This window comes from Micromonospora sp. NBC_01405, assembly GCF_045040155.1.
GTDB lineage: Bacteria > Actinomycetota > Actinomycetes > Mycobacteriales > Micromonosporaceae > Micromonospora.
In genome coordinates this window covers 2,326,326-2,343,319 of sequence record NZ_CP109532.1, presented here as the reverse complement: position 1 = coordinate 2,343,319, position 16,994 = coordinate 2,326,326, and the positions used below count along the sequence as shown (strand labels likewise).

Here is a 16,994-nt window from a genome sequence, read left to right as displayed (position 1 = left end):
ACGACCGCCGCGATCAGGAATAGATCTTCTTCGCGTACTCCGGGCCGTAGTGGCGCTCCAGGTCGGCCAGGCTCTCTCCCGGGGCCTCGACCTCCTTGACCAGCCGGGCCCGGGACGGCAGCGCGTCCGGCTGCCAGCTCTCCGGCCGCCACAGCTCCGAGCGGAGGAACGCCTTGGCGCAGTGGTAGAAGATCTGCTCGATCTCCACCACGATCGCCAGGATCGGCCGGTGCCCCTCGACCACCATGTCGTCGAAGAACGGCGCGTCGCGCACCAGCCGGGCCCGGCCGTTGATCCGCAGCGTGTCGGTCCGGCCGGGGATCAGGAAGAGCAGCCCGACGTGCGGGTTGTCGAGGATGTTGCGGTAACCGTCCGCCCGCCGGTTGCCCGGCCGCTCGGGCACGGCGATCGTCGTGTCGTCCAGCACCAGGGCGAAGCCGGGCGGGTCGCCCTTCGGCGAGACGTCGCAGGTGCCGTCCGCGCCCGCCGTGGCGACCAGGCAGAACGGCGAGGCGGCCAGCCACTGCCGGTCCCGCTCGTGCAGGACGGTCCGCTCCTTGGCCGCCGCCCGCGCGTTCGGCGTCCCCAGCAGCTCGCGCAGTTCCTCGTGCGAGGTGATCTCCACCGTCACGTCTTCCTCCCCCGACCGTTGACCTCGGTGGTGGCGGCGTGCGGCGCCGGTGCCCGGCCACCTGTCGCCCCAGCCTAGCCGGGCGCGTCTGGCCGGAGATCTGTCCAACGGTGTCCTGGATGCGGCGCCGGCCAACGCCCCGCAACACACCAACGGAGGCCGCCAGTGGAAAGCCGACTCAAGGTGCTCGGGCACCCCGTGCACCCGATGCTGATCACGTTCCCGGTCGGACTGCTGGTCACCGCGGTGATCTTCGACGTGATCGACACCGCCGGCGGCCCGCGATTCCTCGGCGAGGTGGCCTACTGGAACATCACGGTCGGCCTGATCGGCGGCCTGCTGGCGGCGGTGGCCGGCGCGTTCGACCTGCTCGCCATCCCCACCGGCACCCGCGCGAAGCGGGTGGGCCTCAGCCACGCCGCCGCGAACGTCGCGGTCATCCTGCTCTTCGCCGCCGTCTGGGTCGTCCGGCTCAACGCCGACTCCCGGACGGCCGGCGGCGCGCTCATCGCCATCGAGGTGGTCGCGTTGGCCATCCTCGGCGGCAGCGCGTGGCTCGGCGGCGAGCTGGTCGACCGGCTCGGCGTCGGCGTCGACCGGGACGCCAACCTGGACGCCCCCAGCTCGCTGCGATCACGGGCGGCCACCCATTCGATCGGAGACGTGCGATGAGCGAACAGTCCGCAGGCGGCCGGGGCTGGCGCGGCCGGCAGCCGAGCTGGGACCCGATGGGGGAACTCCAGTCCCTGCGCGCCGAGCTGAGCCGGCTGGTCGGCGGCACCCGGCCCGGCCCGCCCGAGGTGGAGCTGACCGAGACCGCCGAGGGCTGGGAGGCCGTGGTCCGGCTGCCCGGCGTCGCCCCCGAGGAGGTGGCCGTCGAGCTGGACGACCGGGAGCTCTGCGTCCGGGCCCGCTCCGAAGCCGAGGTCAACGCCGACCAGGGCATCCCGGGCGGCTTTCAGACCCGGGGCTTCGAGTACCGGGTCGACCTGCCGTCCCGGGTGGACCCCGACCGGATCGACGCGGTGATGGACCACGGGCTGCTCCGGGTCCGGCTGCCCAGGGCGGTCCGGCCCGCGCCGCGCACCATCACCGTCGGCCGCACCGGCTACCGGGGCGCCGGCACGGTTACCGGCCATCCGGTCGACCCGGCGGCCGACCGGGAACTGCACCACCCGGACCTGGCCCCCGGTCGGGAACTGCACCACCCGGACCGGGCCGCCGACGAGATCGACCGGCCGTAGCGGGTCGTGGTCACCCCGTCCCCACTCGGCCCGGTGGGCGAGCGCGTGCCCGACGTCGCGCGGATCGCCGCGCTGCGCGCCAACGCGCTCGGCGACCTCATCTTCGTCCTGCCCGCGCTGGAGGCGCTGCGCGCCGCGTACCCGGGGGCGGAGATCGTGCTGCTCGGCGCGCCGTGGCACGCGAAGCTCTGGCGCGACCGGCCCGGCCCGGTGGACCGCGTGCTGGTGGTCCCGCCCGCGCCCGGCATCCGCGCCCCCGAACCCGGCGAGCCGGAGTCGTCGATGGACGACTTCCTGGCCTCGGCCCGCGCCGAGCGCTTCGACCTGGCGCTGCAACTGCACGGCGGCGGCGGCAACTCCAACCCGATCGTCGCCGGCCTGGGTGCCCGGGTCACCGCCGGGCTGCGGGCCGAGGACGCCCCGCCGCTGGACCGCTGGACCCGGTACGTCTACTACCAGCACGAGGTGCTGCGCTACCTGGAGGTGGCCGCCCTGGTCGGGGCGCCCGCCACCACGCTCGTCCCGACGCTGGCGGTCACCGACGCCGACCGGGCCGAGGCCGACGGGGTGCTCGGCGCGGCGACCAGGCCCCGGGTGGCACTGCACCCCGGGGCCACCGACACCCGGCGGCGCTGGCCGGCCGAGCGGTTCGCCGAGGTGGCCCGCGTCCTGGCCGGCGACGGGTACGAGGTGCTGGTCACCGGCACTCCCGCCGAGCGGGAGCTGGTGGACCGGGTGGTCGCGGCGGCCGGGGTGCCCCTGCGCCCGCTCGTCGGCACGCTCGGCCTCGGCGGGCTGGCCGCCTGCTACGCCGGCTGCGCCCTGCTGGTGTCCAACGACACCGGCCCGCTGCACCTGGCTGCCGCGGTCGGCACCGCCACGGTCGGGATCTACTGGGTCGGCAACCTGATCAACAGCGGGCACCCGCTGCGCGCCCGGCACCGCCCGATCGCCTCCTGGACGGTGCGCTGCCCGGTCTGCGGTGTCGACTGCACCCCGGGGATCTACCCGCACCGCCCCGGGCACGGCGACTGCCCGCACCGCGACTCGTTCGTCACGGACGTCCCGGTCGTGGAGGTCGTCGAGGCCTCCCGCGAGCTGCTGGCGTGAGCGCGGGCGACGCCCGTCAGGCGGGCTGCGGGGTGTCCGAGTCGGCGAGGACGACCTCCCACGCCTCCACGTCCCGCTCGGTGACGGTGGTCGGCGACTCCAGGTGGTACGCCCCGCTGGGCAGGACGCCCGCGCCGCCGTGCCGCTCCAGCACGGCGAGCTGGGCGGCCACGTCCTCGCCCTGGTGCTTCTCCGGCATCCGCCGCCAGAACTCGAAGCCGCCCGAGTCGACCAGCGCCGCCCGGTCGTAGAGCACGCACCCGCCGATCCAGGAGACCTTGTACGCCCGCCAGGCCCCCGGCGGCAGGTTCAGCCGCTGCGTGACGTGCAGCAGGTTCGCCGCCGGATGGATCGAGGCCCGCTGCCACTGCGGCGTGCCCGGGCGGACCCGCTCCGGCACCGGCCGGCCCACCCACTCCTCGTAGTGCCCGTGGGTCTCCGGGCGCACGTCGTCGACGTACGACAGTCCGTGCACGGCGTTGCCGACGAAGCCGCAGCCCAGCTCGCCGATCGCGGTGACCAGCCGGTGCAGGGTTCCCGGCTCCAGCCAGACGTCGTCGTCGAGGCAGAGCACGTACCGGGCCGCCGACCGGTCCAGCAGGTACGCCCGGTGTTCGGCCAGCCCGCGCCTGGGCAGCCGCCGGGTCAGCAGCACCGGGTGGCCCCGGTGGCGCAGCGCCCGCACCATGGTGGCCGCCGCCGGGTGGGCGTACGCGGGGTCGCCGTCGGACTGGTCACTGACCACCACCCCGAACTCGGGCACGCCCTCCTGGGTGGCCAGCCCGGAGAGGGTGACCGCCAGCTCGGCCGGGCGGTTGCGGGTCGGGATCAGCACGTCGAGCTGCCGCTCGCGGCGGAACTCCCCGGCGTCGCCGGGGTCGAGCGGACGGTTCACGCCGGCCTGCCGGTCAAGGTCTGCCCCGGGCCGTCGGACCGGTGCCCGGTGGCCGGCGCGCCCGTCGCCTGGGCCCGGATGCGCTCGATGATCGCCGAGGTGGAGCGGTCCGGCACGTACCCGAGGGTGCGGACCTGGCCGCCGAGCCGGCGCACCAGCGGCGCCTCCGGCACCATCTCCGGCGGGTAGTCGCCGCCCTTGACGTAGACGTCGGGGCGGACGGTCTCGATCAGGGCCGCCGGGGAGTCCTCCTCGAAGACCACCACGTGGTCCACGCAGGACAGCGCGGCGAGCAGCGTCACCCGGTCCTCCACCGGGTTGACCGGCCGGTCCGGCCCCTTCAGCCGGCGCACGCTGCCGTCGGAGTTGACCGCGACCAGCAGCAGGTCGCCGAGGGCCCGGGCCTGCTGCAGATAACGCACGTGCCCGGGGTGCAGCACGTCGAAGCAGCCGTTGGTGAACACCACCGACCGACCCGCGTCCCGGTGCGCGGCCACGATGTCCGCCAACTCGTCCGGGGCGACCAGCACCGGGTGCCCGGGGTCGCCGGCCGGGACGTCGAGCGCGTCGAGCAGGTCCTCGCGCCGGCACACGCAGGTGCCGGTGTCCGACACGGTGATGGTGGCGGCGAGCTGGGCGAGCTGCGCGGCGGTCGGCAGCGGCGCGTCGGCGGCCAGGGCCAGCGTCATCGCGGCCAGGTACACGTCCCCCGCGCCGACCGCATGGCTGGCCGGGACCGGGGTGCTGTGGCTGCGCCGGGGCGCGCCGTCCGCGCCGCCGACCACGGCACCCTCGGTGTCCAGGGTGACCGCGACCACGTCCGCGCCGGTGTGCGCGCGCAACTCCGCGAGGCGGGACTCGGCCAGCACCGCCCGGTCCACCCCGTCGCCGGCCTCGGCGTTCACGGTCACGCCCGTGCCGGTGACGCTGAGCCCGTCGCCGGTCATCGCCACCCGGTCCTCGCCGGGCGTCGGCTCGCCGGTCGGACCCGTCGGCCGGCCGAGCGGCAGCCGGGACGCCGGCCTCACCCCGTCGGCGGAGCCGCTGCCGGAGTCGCTGCCGGAGTCGCTGCCGGAGTCGCCGCCGGGGTCGCCGCCGGGCTCGTCGGCGGCGGTGTTTCCGGCCGGGGTGGGGCGGCCCGGCGCCGAGCCCACGCTCAGCTCCGACGGCCCGTCCGCCGGGTCGGCCCCGGAGTGGTGGTCCAGGTGCAGGTGGGTGTCGGACCGGGCGGCGGCCCGGGCGAGCAGCCGGGTGGCCTCGGCGAAGCTCGGGGTGACCACGGTGGGCGCGAGGCCCCGCCAGTCGGCGAGGTCGTGCGCGTCGAGCGCGACCGTGGCGTACCGGTCCCGGGCGGCGACCAGCCAGGCGCGCACGGGCGCGGGCAGCGAGCCCAGCCCGTAGTCGCAGACCACCAGGGTGGGCACCTCGCCGCCGGCGGCGGCCCGCAGCTCCTCGGTGGCGCATTCCAGCGCCGTGAGCAGCCGGGCCACGCCGTCCTGTTCGAGCACGTCGTCCGGGTCTCCGGAGTCCTCGCGCAGCAGGATCTGGTTGCCGGCGAGCATCCGCCGTTTCACCGGGGTGGACCGGCCGGGCTGGTTGACGGTCCGGTCCCAGACGCCGGCCCGGTCCAGACAGTCGTGCAGTTCGTCCCCGGCGGCGTCCGCGCCGACCGGGGCGACCAGCACCGCCCGCCCGCCGAGGGCGGCCACGTTGACGGCGGTGTTCGCCGCGCCGCCGGCCGCCGAGATGCGCCGGCGCAGGCTGAGGACCGGGGCGGGCGCCTCCCGGCAGAGCCGGTCGGAGTCCGCGAACCGCCACTCGTCGAGCATGGCGTCGCCGATCACCAGCACGGGGCGGCCCAGCCAGCTCTCCACGACGGTGGCGAGCCGGCGCTCTTCCGCTGCTGCTCCTGCCATGCCCGTCGGGGTCCCCATGGGGTGCCGGGTCAAACCTGGGCCGACCCCGCCCGCCGGGGCCGGCCGGGGCGTGGAGCGGGTCACCTCGGGGCCGGGTTTCGGGCATCCGGGCCCGGGAACGTCCAGAGGTACCCCCGGAGAGGAGATGCACGAGATGGCAGCGACGACACTGCAGGGCAAGCGGATCGCCTTCCTGGCCGCCGACGGCGTCGAGGAGGTCGAGTACACGCAGCCGCGCGAGGCGGTCGAGAAGGCCGGGGCCACGGCCGAGTTGGTCTCGCTGAAGCCCGGCCGGATCCAGTCCTTCAACCACCTCGACCACGGCAGGACGTACGACGTGGACGTGACCGCGGCGGACGCGGACGCCGGCGGCTACGACGCCCTGGTGCTGCCGGGTGGGGTGGCGAACCCGGACTTCCTGCGCACCGACCCGGACGCGGTGCGGTTCGTGAAGGCGTTCTTCGAGGCCGGCAAGCCGGTCGGGGTGATCTGCCACGGCCCGTGGACGCTGGTCGAGGCGGACGTGGTCCGGGGCCGCCGGATCACCTCCTGGCCGAGCCTGCGCACCGACCTGACCAACGCGGGCGCGAACTGGGTCGACGAGCAGGTGGTCACGGACAACGGCCTGGTCAGCAGCCGCAAGCCGGATGACCTCCCGGCGTTCTGCGCCAAGATCGTGGAGGAGTTCGCCGAGGGCCGCCACTGACGTCGGGACGGCCGTCGACGCCGGTCGGCCGGCGCTGACGCCGGTCGGCCGCCGTCGAGGCCGGGAGCCCGCCCGTCGTGGCGCGGGCGTCGAAGGAACCTCGGCACCAGGCATGATCCTCGCCGTACGGGATAGAAGGCGGGGTGACCAGCGAAGCCAACACCCGCCCGACGCTGACCGCCCGCCAGCTCCGCCTGCTCATGTTCGGCCTGATGACCGGCATGCTGCTCGCCGCGCTGGACCAGACGATCGTCGGCACGGCGCTGCCCACCATCGTCGGCGAGCTGGGCGGGATCGAGCACTACTCCTGGGTGGTCACCGCGTACCTGCTCGCGTCCACGGCCTCCACCCCGCTGTACGGCAAGATGGCCGACCTGTACGGGCGCCGCCCGGTCTTCCTCTTCTCGATCGGCACGTTCCTGCTGGGCTCGCTACTCGCCGGGCTGTCGCGGGACATGACCGAGCTCATCGTGACCCGTGGGGTGCAGGGCCTCGGCGCGGGCGGCCTGATGACGCTGGCGTTCACCATCATCTCGGACGTGGTGTCGCCCCGGGAGCGGGGCCGCTACCAGGGCCTGTTCGGGGCGGTGTTCGGCATCTCCTCGGTGGCCGGGCCGCTGGTCGGCGGCTACTTCGCCGAGACGAACTGGCGGTGGATCTTCTACATCAACGTGCCGCTGGCGATCCTGGCCATCGTGGTCTGCTACCACGTCCTGCGGCTGATCCCGTTCGAGCGGCGGGAACACACGATCGACTGGCTCGGCGCGGGGCTGCTGGTCGTCGGGGTGAGCTGCGTGCTGCTCGCGCTGAGCTGGGGCGGCACCTCGTACGCCTGGGGCTCCGGTCTGATCATCGGGCTGTTCGTGGCCGGGGCGGTGCTGGCCGTGCTGTTCCTGGTCCAGGAGGCCAGGGTGGGTGAGCCGATCCTGCCGCTGCGGCTGTTCCGCAGCCGGACGTTCGCGCTGGCCAACGGTGCCGGCTTCGTCATCGGCCTGGTGATGTTCGGGTCGATCATCTTCATCCCGCTGTACCTCCAGATCGTCAGGGGCGCGTCGCCGACCCGCAGCGGTCTGCTGATGCTGCCGATGATGGCCGGCATCATCGTCACCTCGATCGTGACCGGCCGGGCGATGAGCCGGATCGGCCGGTACAAGTGGTTCCCGGTGGCCGGCTCGGCGGCGCTGCTCGCCGGCATGCTGCTGTTCACCCGGCTCCAGGTCGCCACGTCGCTCTGGCTGGCCTTCGGCTACATGGTGGTGATCGGCGTCGGGCTGGGCCTGTGCATGCAGTCGCTGATTCTCGCCGTGCAGAACGCGGTGGACATCCGGGACCTGGGGGCGGGCACGTCGTCGGTGACCTTCTTCCGGTCGCTGGGCGGCTCGTTCGGGGTGGCGATCCTCGGGACGGTGCTGTCCTCCCGGCTCACCGGCCAGCTCGCCGACCGGCTGCCGGGCGCGATCTCCCAGCTTCCGCCGGACCAGCGGGCCGCGGTGGCGGCCCAGGGCGGGACGAGTATCTCGATCAACGACCCGGCGACGATCCTGGCGCTGCCCGGCCCGGTCCGCGACGCCGTCCAGGGCGCGTTCGTCGAGTCGTTGCACCTGGTCTTCCTCACCACCGGGCTGATCGCCGTGCTGGCGGTGCTGTTGACCCTGCTGATGCCGAACGAGCAGCTTCGCGGCGCCGGTCCGCAGGGCGCCACCGGCGGCGCCGACCTGCTCGGCGGCAGGGCGCCCGCTCCCGGCGGCCGGCCGTTGGCGAAGGAGTCGAAGGACGAGGCCGCCACCGATATGGAGGCCAAGAGCCAGACCATGCTCTGACCCGGGCGGGGCCGCCCGGGGTCAGGCGTAGGCCGGCTCCGGGCTCACGCGAGGATCAGCCGGGTGACTCCCGGGCTCACTTGAGGATCAGCCGGTTGGTCTGCTCGAAGACGTCCAGGTCGGCGAGGGTCTCGGTGACCGACACGGAGAGCGGGGTGGGGAGCCGCTCGCGCGGGAAGAATCCCGCGTCGGTCGTCTCGTCGGTGACCCGGGTCAGGTCGCCGTCCCAGTCCTCGACCCGGAACGCGACCGTGAAGATCTGGTAGGTGTGGCCGTACATGTTGGTGTTGATGTGGTCCGGGCCGGTGTAGAGGGTGAACGCGCTGACCCGTAGGGCGCGCAGCCCGGTCTCCTCGCGCACCTCGCGGACCGCGCAGTCGGCGATGGACTCGCCCAGCTCCATCGCGCCGGCCGGCATCGCCCACTGGCCGTTGTCGGAACGCCTGATCAGCAGCACCCGCCCGGCGTTGTCGCGGACCACCGCGCGGGCGCCGACGAACATCAGGGTGCGGTCACCGGCCAGGGCGCGGAGCTGCCCCACGTACGAGTCGGCCCAGGAGATGCTCATCTGAACAACCCTACGGGGGTTCCCAACGTGTGACCGCCGACACTAGCTTCTTACTCATGCGTAGCACGATGATGGACGCTCCCCTTCAGGTCGCCCGGATCCTCGACCACGGCGCGACGGTGCACGGCACGGCCGAGGTGGTCACCTGGACCGGCGCCGAGCCCCGCCGCATGTCGTACGCCGAGGTGGGGCGGACGGCCGCCCGGCTGGCCCACGCGCTGCGCGACGAGTGCGGGGTGACCGGCGACGAGCGGGTCGCCACGTTCATGTGGAACAACGCCGAGCACCTGGTGGCGTACTTCGCCGTGCCGAGCATGGGCGCGGTGCTGCACACGCTCAACATCCGGCTCTTCCCCGACCAGGTCACCTACATCGCCAACCACGCGCAGGACCGGGTGGTGCTGGTCGACTCGACGCTGATCCCGCTGCTGGCCCGGGTCATCGGCGAGCTGGCCACCGTGCGGCACGTGGTGGTGGTCGGCGGCGGCGACCCCGCCCCGCTGGTGGCGGCGGCGGGCGACCGGATCGCCGTACACCACTGGGACGCCCTGCTGGCCGGGAGGCCGGAGGTCTACGACTGGCCGGAGGTGGACGAGCGCGACGCCGCGGCCCTCTGCTACACCTCCGGCACCACCGGCAACCCCAAGGGGGTCGCCTACTCGCACCGCTCGATCTACCTGCACTCGCTGCAGGTCTGCATGCCGGAGGGGTTCGGCCTCGGGCCGACGCACCGCGAGCTGACCATCGTGCCGATGTTCCACGCGATGTCCTGGGGCCTGCCGTACGCGGCGTTCCTCTCCGGCGCGTCGCTGATCATGCCGGACCGGTTCCTCCAGGCCGCCCCGATCGCCGAGATGATCGCCGCCGAGCGGCCCACCCTGGCCGGCGCGGTGCCGACCATCTGGAACGACCTGCTGGCCTACCTGGACACCCATGACGTGGACATCTCCTCGTTGAGGGAGGTCATCGTCGGCGGGTCGGCGTGCCCGCCCGCGCTGATGCACGCGTTCGCCGACCGGCACCACATCGACGTGGTCCACGCCTGGGGGATGACCGAGACGTCGCCGCTCGGCTCGGTGGCCCGGCCGCCGGCCGGCGCGACCGGCGAGGACGCCTGGCGCTACCGGTACACCCAGGGCCGGGTCCCGGCCGGGGTCGCCGCGCGGATCGTCGGCCCGCTGGGCGAGCCGCTGCCCGCCGACGGGACCTCCGTCGGTGAGCTGGAGGTCCGCGGGCCGTGGGTGACCTCCCGGTACGTCGGGGACGACGCCCCGGACGAGGAGAAGTTCCGCGACGGCTGGCTGCGCACCGGCGACGTCGGCACGCTCTCGCCCGACGGCTTCATCACGCTCACCGACCGGGCCAAGGACGTGATCAAGTCCGGCGGTGAGTGGATCTCCTCGGTGGAGCTGGAGAACGCCCTGATGGCCCACCCGGCCGTGCTGGAGGCCTGCGTGGTGGGCGTGCCCGACGAGCGCTGGGACGAGCGCCCGCTGGCCACCGTGGTGGTCCGCGAGGGTACCGAGGTGAGCGCCGAGGAGCTGCGCGACTTCCTCGCGAGGTCGGTGGCGCGCTGGCAGCTCCCGGAGCGGTGGTCCTTCATCGACGCGGTCCCGAAGACCAGCGTCGGAAAGTTCGACAAGAAGGTGGTGCGCTCCCGGTACGCCGACGGCGGGCTGAGTGTCCGGGAGCTGACAACGCCGTAACGCTTTCAGGCGCATCTTCGCCTGAAGGGGCAGGGACGTACTCCTAAACATCCCTCCCCAGGGGGCGGCCCCGGCGTTCGCACCGCGCCGGGGCCGCCCGTCTCATGCGGGCCGTCCCGTTTCTCCCCGGTGCGGCTACGCACAGTCATTGTCGCGAAACTTGTTCGGCTCTGTCCCGGCGTCGGGGAAAACAGCCGGTGAACGCCGCTCAGTCGGCTGTGCTGACCAGCACCTTGCCGACCACCGAGCGCTCCACCGCCCGATGCGCCGCCGCCGTGTCGGCCAGCGGGTGGTGGTGCAGCGGCAGGCCGGCCGCCGCGCCCACCCGTACGCCGCCCTGCGCCACCGCCGCCGCCACGTCGTTGACCGCCTGCGCCTTCGCCGCCGTCGGGGCCGTGTAGACCAGCACGAACTGCCAGCGGGCGTTCGGCACCATCAGCGGCCGGATCGGCAGGGTCACCTCGTCCCCGCCGTCGTCGGCGTAGACGCAGACCGCCCCGCCCTGGCGCAACAACTGGACGTCGGCCGCCGCGTTCCTCGCGGCCGAGACCTCGACGATCGTGTGCACCCCGTCGGGGGCGATCTTGCGAACCTCCTCGACCACGTCCTGCTCGCGATAGTTGATCACGAATGAGGCCCCGGCCGCCGCCGCCAGGTTCGCCTTCTCCGCGCTGCTCACGGTGGTGATCACCGTGGCGTCGGCCCACCGGGCGAGCTGGATCGCCGCGTTGCCGACCGCGCCCGCCCCGCCCTGCACCAGCACCGTGTGGTCGGCCAGCGCGCCGGCGTGCAGCCCGTCGGGCATGAACTCCCCGGCCGTCAGACAGCGGTGCGCGGTGAGGAACGGGATGCCCAGGCTCGCCCCGAGGTCGAAGGGGGCGCCGCCGAGGGGAACCGCCTGCCGGACCGGCACCACCGTGTACTCCGCGGCGGTGCCCCAGGGCCGCTGCCACGCGGCTTCCCAGATCCACACCCGCTCGCCGGTCAGGTTCCGGTCCACGCCCGCGCCGACCGCCTCGACGACCCCGGCACCGTCCTGGCCGGGGGTCTGCCAGCCGGCCGGCGGCCCCTGCCGGCGGGACTTCCAGTCGGTCGGGTTGACCCCGGAGACGGCCACCCGGACCAGGACCTCGCCGGGCCCCGGCTCGGGCACCGGCCGGTCGACCAGGCGCAGCACCGAGGCGTCACCGCCGGTCTCGTAAACGACCGCCCTCACCGTCGCCCCCTAATCCTTGGAAGCCAACTCCGTACCCGACCACCCACCCTTCATGCCACCCCCGCACCCCCGACGGCTCAGTCGGCCGCGCTCGCCCGGGGATCTAGTCGATCAGCGCCGGGCTCCGCTTCACCGGGCCGCCCGACGGTCAAGATGCCGCGAAACGGGAAAATCGGAATAAGTCTCGGTTACTTTCTGAGAGCGGTGCTGCTGCCCGGCCCGGCAGGAAGGGCGGAAGAGGAACGGCCGTATCGAGCGGCCGTCACCGGAACAGGTTTCTGGGGGGCGTGATGAACGTGCTCGCGCAGGACGGATTGAAGATCAACTGGGTGGAGATGCCCACCTACAACACGATCATGGCGCTCTCGGCCGGAGTCGGCCTGCTCCTGGTGGTCATGTTCGCCCGACAGCTGGTGCAGGGCCGGGACGTCGCCACCGACGGCTGGGCGATGGCCTTCGCCGTCCCGGGCATCATCCTCGCCCTGACCGGCCTGCACATGACGCTCACCTGGCCCCTGGCCAGCGGCGGCTTCGCCTTCGACAACATCATCTTCGGCGAGCCGGCACTGGCCTTCGGAGTGCTCATGCTCGGTGCGGCGCTGGTGTTCTGGAAACGCGGCCCGATGCTCGCGGCCGACCCACCCGCGAACCCCGGCCACCGCCTCCAACTGGTCCGCCAACTGCTCGGCCCGAGCTCCGTGTTCGTGTTCGCACTCGGGCTCTCCTGCTTCGCCATCGCCGCCGCCGGCTGGACCTACACCCTGTTCGCGGCACCGCCCGAGGAACCGATCTCGGGTGAGTTCGCCGACTACCCGTGGTTGGAGGCGACCTTCATCTCCGGGCTCTACGTGCTGGTCGGAATCGGCGCCGTGGTCTTCCCGTTCGCGATTCGACGGCTGGCCCGTCCGCTGCTGCTCGTCGTCGGCATCACCTGGGGGCTGGCCGGGCTGGTGTTCCTGCTCTTCGGCGCGCTGAACTACTTCACCCACATCGGCCTGATCGTCAACACCCAGTAGCCGGAAGCATCCTGGCCGACCCGGATCGCTCAGCCGAGGGCGGCGACGACATCCGGGGTCAGGTCGCCCACGGCCGGCAGCACCACGGCCGCGAGCCGCTCGGCGTCCGGGTCCAACGGGTACGCCCCGTGCGGCACCGCCACCACCCGCATCCCGGCGGCGGCGGCCGACCGTACGCCGTTGGAGGAGTCCTCCACCGCGACGCAGCGGGCCGGGTCGACACCGAGCCGCCCGGCGACGGCCAGATACACGTCGGGGGCGGGCTTGCCGTGCGCGGTCTCCTCGGTCGACAGCGTCGCCCCGAACGCGTCGGTCAGGCCCGTCGCGGCCAGCGCCGCCGCGATCAGCCGGGTCGGCGAGGAACTGGCCAGCCCGAGCGGCCACCGCGCCGCCAGCCGACGCACCACCTGGTCCGCCCCGTCGATCACCGGTACGCGCTCCGCGTACCGCCGGGTCATCTCGTCGACCACCTCGGCGGCGACCTGCTCGGCCGTCCGGTCGACGCCCAGCTCGCCGCTGAGGTACCGGGCCCACTCGCCGGTGCTCATCCCCATCAGCCGGCGCTGGGTGTCCGGCTGCCAACTGCCGCCGTGCGTCGCCACGTACGCCCGGCGGACCTCCTCCCAGACCGGCTCGGAGTCCACGATCACGCCGTCCAGGTCGAAGACCACCGCATCAGCCACGCCCCCCATCCTGCCCGAGTCGGGGTGGCTCCGCGACGGACAGGCTCCCGGCCCGAGCCGGGGCGGCCCCGCCACGGACAGCCGGCCGGAGACGGGGCAGACCCGGCGGTGGCCGGGCGGGGCGGCGGGCCGGGCTCAGGCCGGCAGCGGGGGCAGGCCGATCGGGCTGTTCGGCGGGATCATCGTGTGACCGGCGCGGGCGATCGGTTCGAGCAGCTCCCGCAGCCGCTCCGTGCCGTCCGTGCCGAGCGCCCGCCACGGGTGGGTGGCCGCCAGGTCGGTGGCGTCCTCGACGGCTTGGAACGCGGCCCGGCCGTGCCCGGTCGGCTCGCCGTCGGGCGTCAGCCAGTTCCGCTCGACGAGCCGGCCGGCAGCCGCCCGCCACTGCTCCTCGGACCAGCCCCGGCCCAGCAGGTTCACCGGCGTCATGCCGTCCGCCACCTTCCAGGCCAGCGTCTCCACCGGGTCCAGGCCCGCCGCGACCAGCGCGGCGACGTGCCCGTCGCCCCGGTGTTCGCGCAGGGTGGTGGCCGCCTGCCAGAGCCGGGCCAGCGGGTACTCGGCCGCCGGCAGGGCGGCGTTCGCGGCCCCCAGCACCCGGCCGGCGGGCTGCGCCGCGCGGGCGGCCGTCTCCAGCAACCCGGCGGTCTCGGCGAGGTGCCCCTCCGGCAGCTCGTACGTCAGCTCGGCCAGCGCCTGCACCGCGCCGGTGAGCCGGGCCCGCAGCGCCTCCTCCGGGGTGGCCAGCCGCCACACCGCAGGCAGCGCCCGGGTCACCATGTGCGGGGCGAAGCTGAAGAACGCCGCGACCACCGGGGCCGCCTCGGTGGCGCCCAGCGGGGCGGCCCGGCCGGCGAAGTAGCCCCGCCAGTAGCCGCGCAGCCCGACCGCCTCGTAGGCGGCACGGGCGCGCGGATGGAAGTAGGTGACCGCGTGCACCGGCTCGAAGTGTGTCCACATCAGCCGGGCGAGACCCGGGTCGTCCAGCGCCGCCACGTGCACCTCCGCGTCGGATCGGGAATCACCGCGGCGCGGCCGGAACCGCCCACGGTGACCCCGAACCTACTGGTCGTGGGCGACCGGAAGGAAGACCGCTGTGAACTACCGCATGACTGCGGACTACTGGGCGGCCAGCACGTCGACGACGAACCGCAGCGGGCCGGTCGGCCGGCCGCCCGAGGCATCGTTGCCGTACGCCAGCTCGGCGGGGAGGTCGAGCTGCACCCGGCTGCCCACATTCACCCCGACCAGGCCCTGGTCCCAGCCCTTGATGACCTGCCCGACGCCGATCCCGAAGGTGGCCGGCTGGCCGTTCTTCCAGGACGCGTCGAACTCCTTGCCGTCCTTGTAGAACACGCCCACGTAGTTGGTGGTGATCTGCTGGCCGGACTTGACCGCCGGGCCCTTGCCCTTGATCAGCGTCGTCACGACGAGCTTCTTCAGCTCGCCCTTGCCCGCCTCGACCTTCGGCTTGGTGGCCAGCGCCGGGTCCATCCCCTCGGGAATCTGCGGGGCGGGCGGCGCGGTGGGCTCGGCCGATGGGGCGCTGGCCCCGGCCGACGGGGCGGACGCGAACTCACCCGGAGCGTCGTCGTCGCCCTGGTTCACGACGACGAAGACCCCGACCAGGATCGCCACGACGGCGAGGCCGGAGAGCGCGCCGAGGATGGACTGCCGGCGGCGCTTCGCCTCGGCGGCCTTCTTCGCCGCCAACTGGAGGCCAAGTCGCCGCTCCGCCTTGCCGCCCGGGCCCTGGCCCGCCGACCGGTTCTGCACACGCTCGCTCACGTCGACTCCCTGATCAAGAGGTGGGGGCCCGGCGGCCGCTGCCGAGGCCAGCGCACACGGTACCCGCCCTGCTCCCCTCGGTGCTGCCTCGGCCGGCGCCCGTCCCGGTCCGGCCGTCCCGTTCCCGCCCGCCCCGCCCGTTCGTCCTGTCCGGTCCCTACCGCTTCGGCCACAGTTGCCCGGGTGCGGGGCTCCCGACGAGGGTAGTTTCACGACCATGGCGATCCTCACCGAAGCAGACCTGGCCCTGCTGGCCGAACCGCAGCTCGCGCACGTGGCCACCATCGAGCCGGACGGCACCCCGCACGTGACGCCGGTGTGGGTGGACACCGACGGCCAGCACATCGTGTTCAACACGGCCAAGGGGCGGCAGAAGTACAACAACATCCAGCGCAACCCGATGGTCGCGGTCTCCGTCGTCGACAAGGCCGACGACTTCCGCACCCTGTGGGTGAAGGGCACCACCGAACTGGTCGAGGAGGGCGCCGACGAGCACATCGACCGGATGGCGCAGAAGTACCTCGGGCAGGACACCTACCCGTTCCGGCAGCCCGGCGAGGAGCGGGTGATCGTCCGGGTCACCCCCACCCAGAAGCTCGGCCGCGGCTGACCCGCGCGGCGGGGCCCGACGGTCGACCGGGCCCCGCCGCGCCACTAGGCGGTCTTGCGGGGAGCCTTCTTCGGCGCGGCCTTCCTGGCTGGGGCCTTCTTCGCGGCGTCGGCCTCCGCGGCCTTCTTCGTGGCCGCCTTCTTCGTACCCCCGGCCTTCTTCTCGGCCGTCTTCTTCTCGGCGGTCTTCTTCGCCGGGGCCTTGGCCGCCTTCTGCGCCGACCGGGCCGAGGTGATCGGGGTCGGCTCCCCGCCACCGGCCGCCGGCTGCTCGCCGCGCGCCGCCCGGGCCCGCTCCACCGACGCCTTCAGCGCGGCCATCAGGTCCACCGCCGCAGCCGGGGCCTCCTCGACCTCCTCCGGCTGGACGACCTCCCGGCCCTCCACCTTCGCGTCGATGACCTCCTGCAACGCCGCCCGGTAGTCGTCGGTGAAGACGTCCGGCTCGAACTCCCCGGCCATCGAGTCGATCAGCGAGCTGGCCATCGCCAGCTCCGGGGGCCGGATCTTCAGGTCCTCGCCCAGGAAGCCGAAGTCCGGGGTACGCACCTCGTCCGGCCAGAGCATCGTGTTGAGCAGCAGCACCCCCTCCCGGACCCGCAGGGTGGCGAGCTGCTCCCGCTGGCGCAGCGCCACCTTCACGATCGCCACCCGCTCCGAGTCGGCGAGCGCGTCGCGCAACAGCACGTACGGCTTCGTGGCCGCGCCCTCCGGCTCCAGGAAGTACGCCTTGTTGTAGAGGATCGGGTCGACCTGCTCCGCCGGGACGAACTCCAGCACGTCGATGGCCCGCGAGGTGGTCAGCGGCAGGTCGGCGAAGTCGGAGTCGGTCAGGATCACCATCTCGCCGCCGCCGATGTCGTACCCCTTGGCGATGTCGTCGTAGGTGACCTCCTCACCACAGACGGAGCAGGTGCGTTTGTAGCGGATACGCCCGCCGTCCTCCCGGTGCACCTGGTGGAAGCGGATATCTTTCTCCTCGGTGGCCGAATAGAGCTTCACCGCGATCGAGACCAGCCCGAACGAGACCGCCCCCTTCCAGATCGCCCGCATACCCCACTCCTCTCCCCGGTTCAGCTCAGGATC

General features: G+C 73.6%; 17 protein-coding genes. 8 read left to right on the top strand and 9 right to left on the bottom strand.

Annotation, left to right across the window (positions count from 1 at the left end; all coding sequences use genetic code 11):
* Nucleotides 1–13 precede the first annotated feature (13 nt).
* Entirely contained in the window at nucleotides 14–631 is a 618-nt protein-coding gene (locus tag OG559_RS09400) for a pyridoxamine 5'-phosphate oxidase family protein (protein ID WP_405114359.1), read from the bottom strand.
* Nucleotides 632–796: 165 nt separating this feature from the next.
* Here OG559_RS09400 and OG559_RS09395 point away from each other — a divergent pair, with 165 nt between their 5' ends.
* From OG559_RS09395 to OG559_RS09385, 3 genes are read left to right on the top strand one after another with little or no spacing between them, the layout of a single operon-like run.
* A complete protein-coding gene (locus tag OG559_RS09395) occupies nucleotides 797–1,303 on the top strand; it encodes a DUF2231 domain-containing protein (RefSeq protein ID WP_405114356.1) in 507 nt (168 codons plus the stop codon).
* Nucleotides 1,300–1,875, top strand: a complete 576-nt coding sequence (locus OG559_RS09390; protein WP_405114353.1) for an Hsp20/alpha crystallin family protein — start codon at nucleotides 1,300–1,302, stop codon at nucleotides 1,873–1,875. The genes OG559_RS09395 and OG559_RS09390 overlap by 4 nt, the downstream gene beginning before the upstream one ends.
* Nucleotides 1,876–1,881: 6 nt before the next feature.
* Nucleotides 1,882–2,985: a glycosyltransferase family 9 protein gene (locus tag OG559_RS09385; RefSeq protein WP_405114351.1), complete on the top strand. Its 1,104-nt coding sequence runs from the start codon at nucleotides 1,882–1,884 to the stop codon at nucleotides 2,983–2,985.
* A 16-nt stretch (nucleotides 2,986–3,001) separates the two neighbouring features.
* Here OG559_RS09385 and OG559_RS09380 read toward each other — a convergent pair whose 3' ends face one another.
* Together OG559_RS09380 and rfaE2 are read right to left on the bottom strand one after the other, a co-directional pair.
* Nucleotides 3,002–3,880 (bottom strand): glycosyltransferase family 2 protein, encoded by an 879-nt coding sequence (locus tag OG559_RS09380; protein ID WP_405114349.1) that lies wholly within the window; start codon nucleotides 3,878–3,880, stop codon nucleotides 3,002–3,004.
* Nucleotides 3,877–5,796: a D-glycero-beta-D-manno-heptose 1-phosphate adenylyltransferase gene (rfaE2, locus tag OG559_RS09375; protein WP_405114347.1), complete on the bottom strand. Its 1,920-nt coding sequence runs from the start codon at nucleotides 5,794–5,796 to the stop codon at nucleotides 3,877–3,879. Before rfaE2 ends, OG559_RS09380 begins: the two co-directional genes overlap by 4 nt.
* 154 nt (nucleotides 5,797–5,950) lie before the next feature.
* Between rfaE2 and OG559_RS09370 the strand changes: the two genes are divergently transcribed.
* A complete protein-coding gene (locus OG559_RS09370; RefSeq protein WP_405114344.1) occupies nucleotides 5,951–6,502 on the top strand; it encodes a type 1 glutamine amidotransferase domain-containing protein in 552 nt (183 codons plus the stop codon).
* A 143-nt stretch (nucleotides 6,503–6,645) separates the two neighbouring features.
* Entirely contained in the window at nucleotides 6,646–8,322 is a 1,677-nt protein-coding gene (locus OG559_RS09365) for an MDR family MFS transporter (protein WP_405114342.1), read from the top strand.
* A gap of 76 nt (nucleotides 8,323–8,398) precedes the next feature.
* Here the strand turns inward: OG559_RS09365 and OG559_RS09360 are convergent, their stop codons facing one another.
* Nucleotides 8,399–8,890 carry an NUDIX domain-containing protein gene (locus tag OG559_RS09360; protein WP_405114340.1) on the bottom strand — a complete coding sequence of 164 codons (492 nt, stop codon included), beginning with the start codon at nucleotides 8,888–8,890 and terminating at the stop codon, nucleotides 8,399–8,401.
* A gap of 56 nt (nucleotides 8,891–8,946) precedes the next feature.
* On the opposite strand from OG559_RS09360, the gene OG559_RS09355 reads away from it, so the two are divergent.
* Nucleotides 8,947–10,596, top strand: coding sequence for a fatty acid--CoA ligase (locus OG559_RS09355; RefSeq protein WP_405114338.1), 1,650 nt, complete (start codon nucleotides 8,947–8,949; stop codon nucleotides 10,594–10,596).
* 208 nt (nucleotides 10,597–10,804) lie between these two features.
* Here the strand turns inward: OG559_RS09355 and OG559_RS09350 are convergent, their stop codons facing one another.
* Nucleotides 10,805–11,812, bottom strand: coding sequence for an NADPH:quinone reductase (locus tag OG559_RS09350; RefSeq protein WP_405114336.1), 1,008 nt, complete (start codon nucleotides 11,810–11,812; stop codon nucleotides 10,805–10,807).
* 290 nt (nucleotides 11,813–12,102) lie between these two features.
* Between OG559_RS09350 and OG559_RS09345 the strand changes: the two genes are divergently transcribed.
* The gene (locus OG559_RS09345) at nucleotides 12,103–12,828 is read left to right on the top strand and encodes a DUF981 family protein (RefSeq protein WP_405116514.1); all 726 of its coding nucleotides are present in this window, start codon (nucleotides 12,103–12,105) and stop codon (nucleotides 12,826–12,828) included.
* Between the two features lie 29 nt (nucleotides 12,829–12,857).
* Here the strand turns inward: OG559_RS09345 and OG559_RS09340 are convergent, their stop codons facing one another.
* From OG559_RS09340 to OG559_RS09330, 3 genes are all read right to left on the bottom strand, one after another.
* The gene (locus OG559_RS09340; protein ID WP_405114334.1) at nucleotides 12,858–13,511 is read right to left on the bottom strand and encodes an HAD family hydrolase; all 654 of its coding nucleotides are present in this window, start codon (nucleotides 13,509–13,511) and stop codon (nucleotides 12,858–12,860) included.
* 135 nt (nucleotides 13,512–13,646) lie between these two features.
* Nucleotides 13,647–14,471, bottom strand: coding sequence for an SCO6745 family protein (locus OG559_RS09335; RefSeq protein WP_405116512.1), 825 nt, complete (start codon nucleotides 14,469–14,471; stop codon nucleotides 13,647–13,649).
* 159 nt (nucleotides 14,472–14,630) lie between these two features.
* Complete coding sequence (locus tag OG559_RS09330; RefSeq protein ID WP_405114331.1) at nucleotides 14,631–15,299, bottom strand: FKBP-type peptidyl-prolyl cis-trans isomerase; 669 nt, start codon at nucleotides 15,297–15,299, stop codon at nucleotides 14,631–14,633.
* A gap of 217 nt (nucleotides 15,300–15,516) precedes the next feature.
* On the opposite strand from OG559_RS09330, the gene OG559_RS09325 reads away from it, so the two are divergent.
* Nucleotides 15,517–15,909, top strand: coding sequence for a PPOX class F420-dependent oxidoreductase (locus OG559_RS09325; protein WP_161689135.1), 393 nt, complete (start codon nucleotides 15,517–15,519; stop codon nucleotides 15,907–15,909).
* A gap of 44 nt (nucleotides 15,910–15,953) precedes the next feature.
* Here OG559_RS09325 and OG559_RS09320 read toward each other — a convergent pair whose 3' ends face one another.
* Nucleotides 15,954–16,961 carry a Ku protein gene (locus OG559_RS09320; protein ID WP_405114329.1) on the bottom strand — a complete coding sequence of 336 codons (1,008 nt, stop codon included), beginning with the start codon at nucleotides 16,959–16,961 and terminating at the stop codon, nucleotides 15,954–15,956.
* Between the last annotated feature and the right edge of the window lie 33 nt (nucleotides 16,962–16,994).

Coding starts and splice junctions, on each gene's coding strand:
- OG559_RS09390 (WP_405114353.1), top strand. CDS start 1,300: ATGAGCGAACAGTCCGCAGGCGGCCGGGGCTGGCGCGGCCGGCAGCCG.
- rfaE2 (WP_405114347.1), bottom strand. CDS start 5,796: ATGGCAGGAGCAGCAGCGGAAGAGCGCCGGCTCGCCACCGTCGTGGAG.
- OG559_RS09370 (WP_405114344.1), top strand. CDS start 5,951: ATGGCAGCGACGACACTGCAGGGCAAGCGGATCGCCTTCCTGGCCGCC.
- OG559_RS09360 (WP_405114340.1), bottom strand. CDS start 8,890: ATGAGCATCTCCTGGGCCGACTCGTACGTGGGGCAGCTCCGCGCCCTG.
- OG559_RS09355 (WP_405114338.1), top strand. CDS start 8,947: ATGCGTAGCACGATGATGGACGCTCCCCTTCAGGTCGCCCGGATCCTC.
- OG559_RS09345 (WP_405116514.1), top strand. CDS start 12,103: ATGAACGTGCTCGCGCAGGACGGATTGAAGATCAACTGGGTGGAGATG.
- OG559_RS09335 (WP_405116512.1), bottom strand. CDS start 14,471: ATGTGGACACACTTCGAGCCGGTGCACGCGGTCACCTACTTCCATCCG.
- OG559_RS09325 (WP_161689135.1), top strand. CDS start 15,517: ATGGCGATCCTCACCGAAGCAGACCTGGCCCTGCTGGCCGAACCGCAG.
- OG559_RS09320 (WP_405114329.1), bottom strand. CDS start 16,961: ATGCGGGCGATCTGGAAGGGGGCGGTCTCGTTCGGGCTGGTCTCGATC.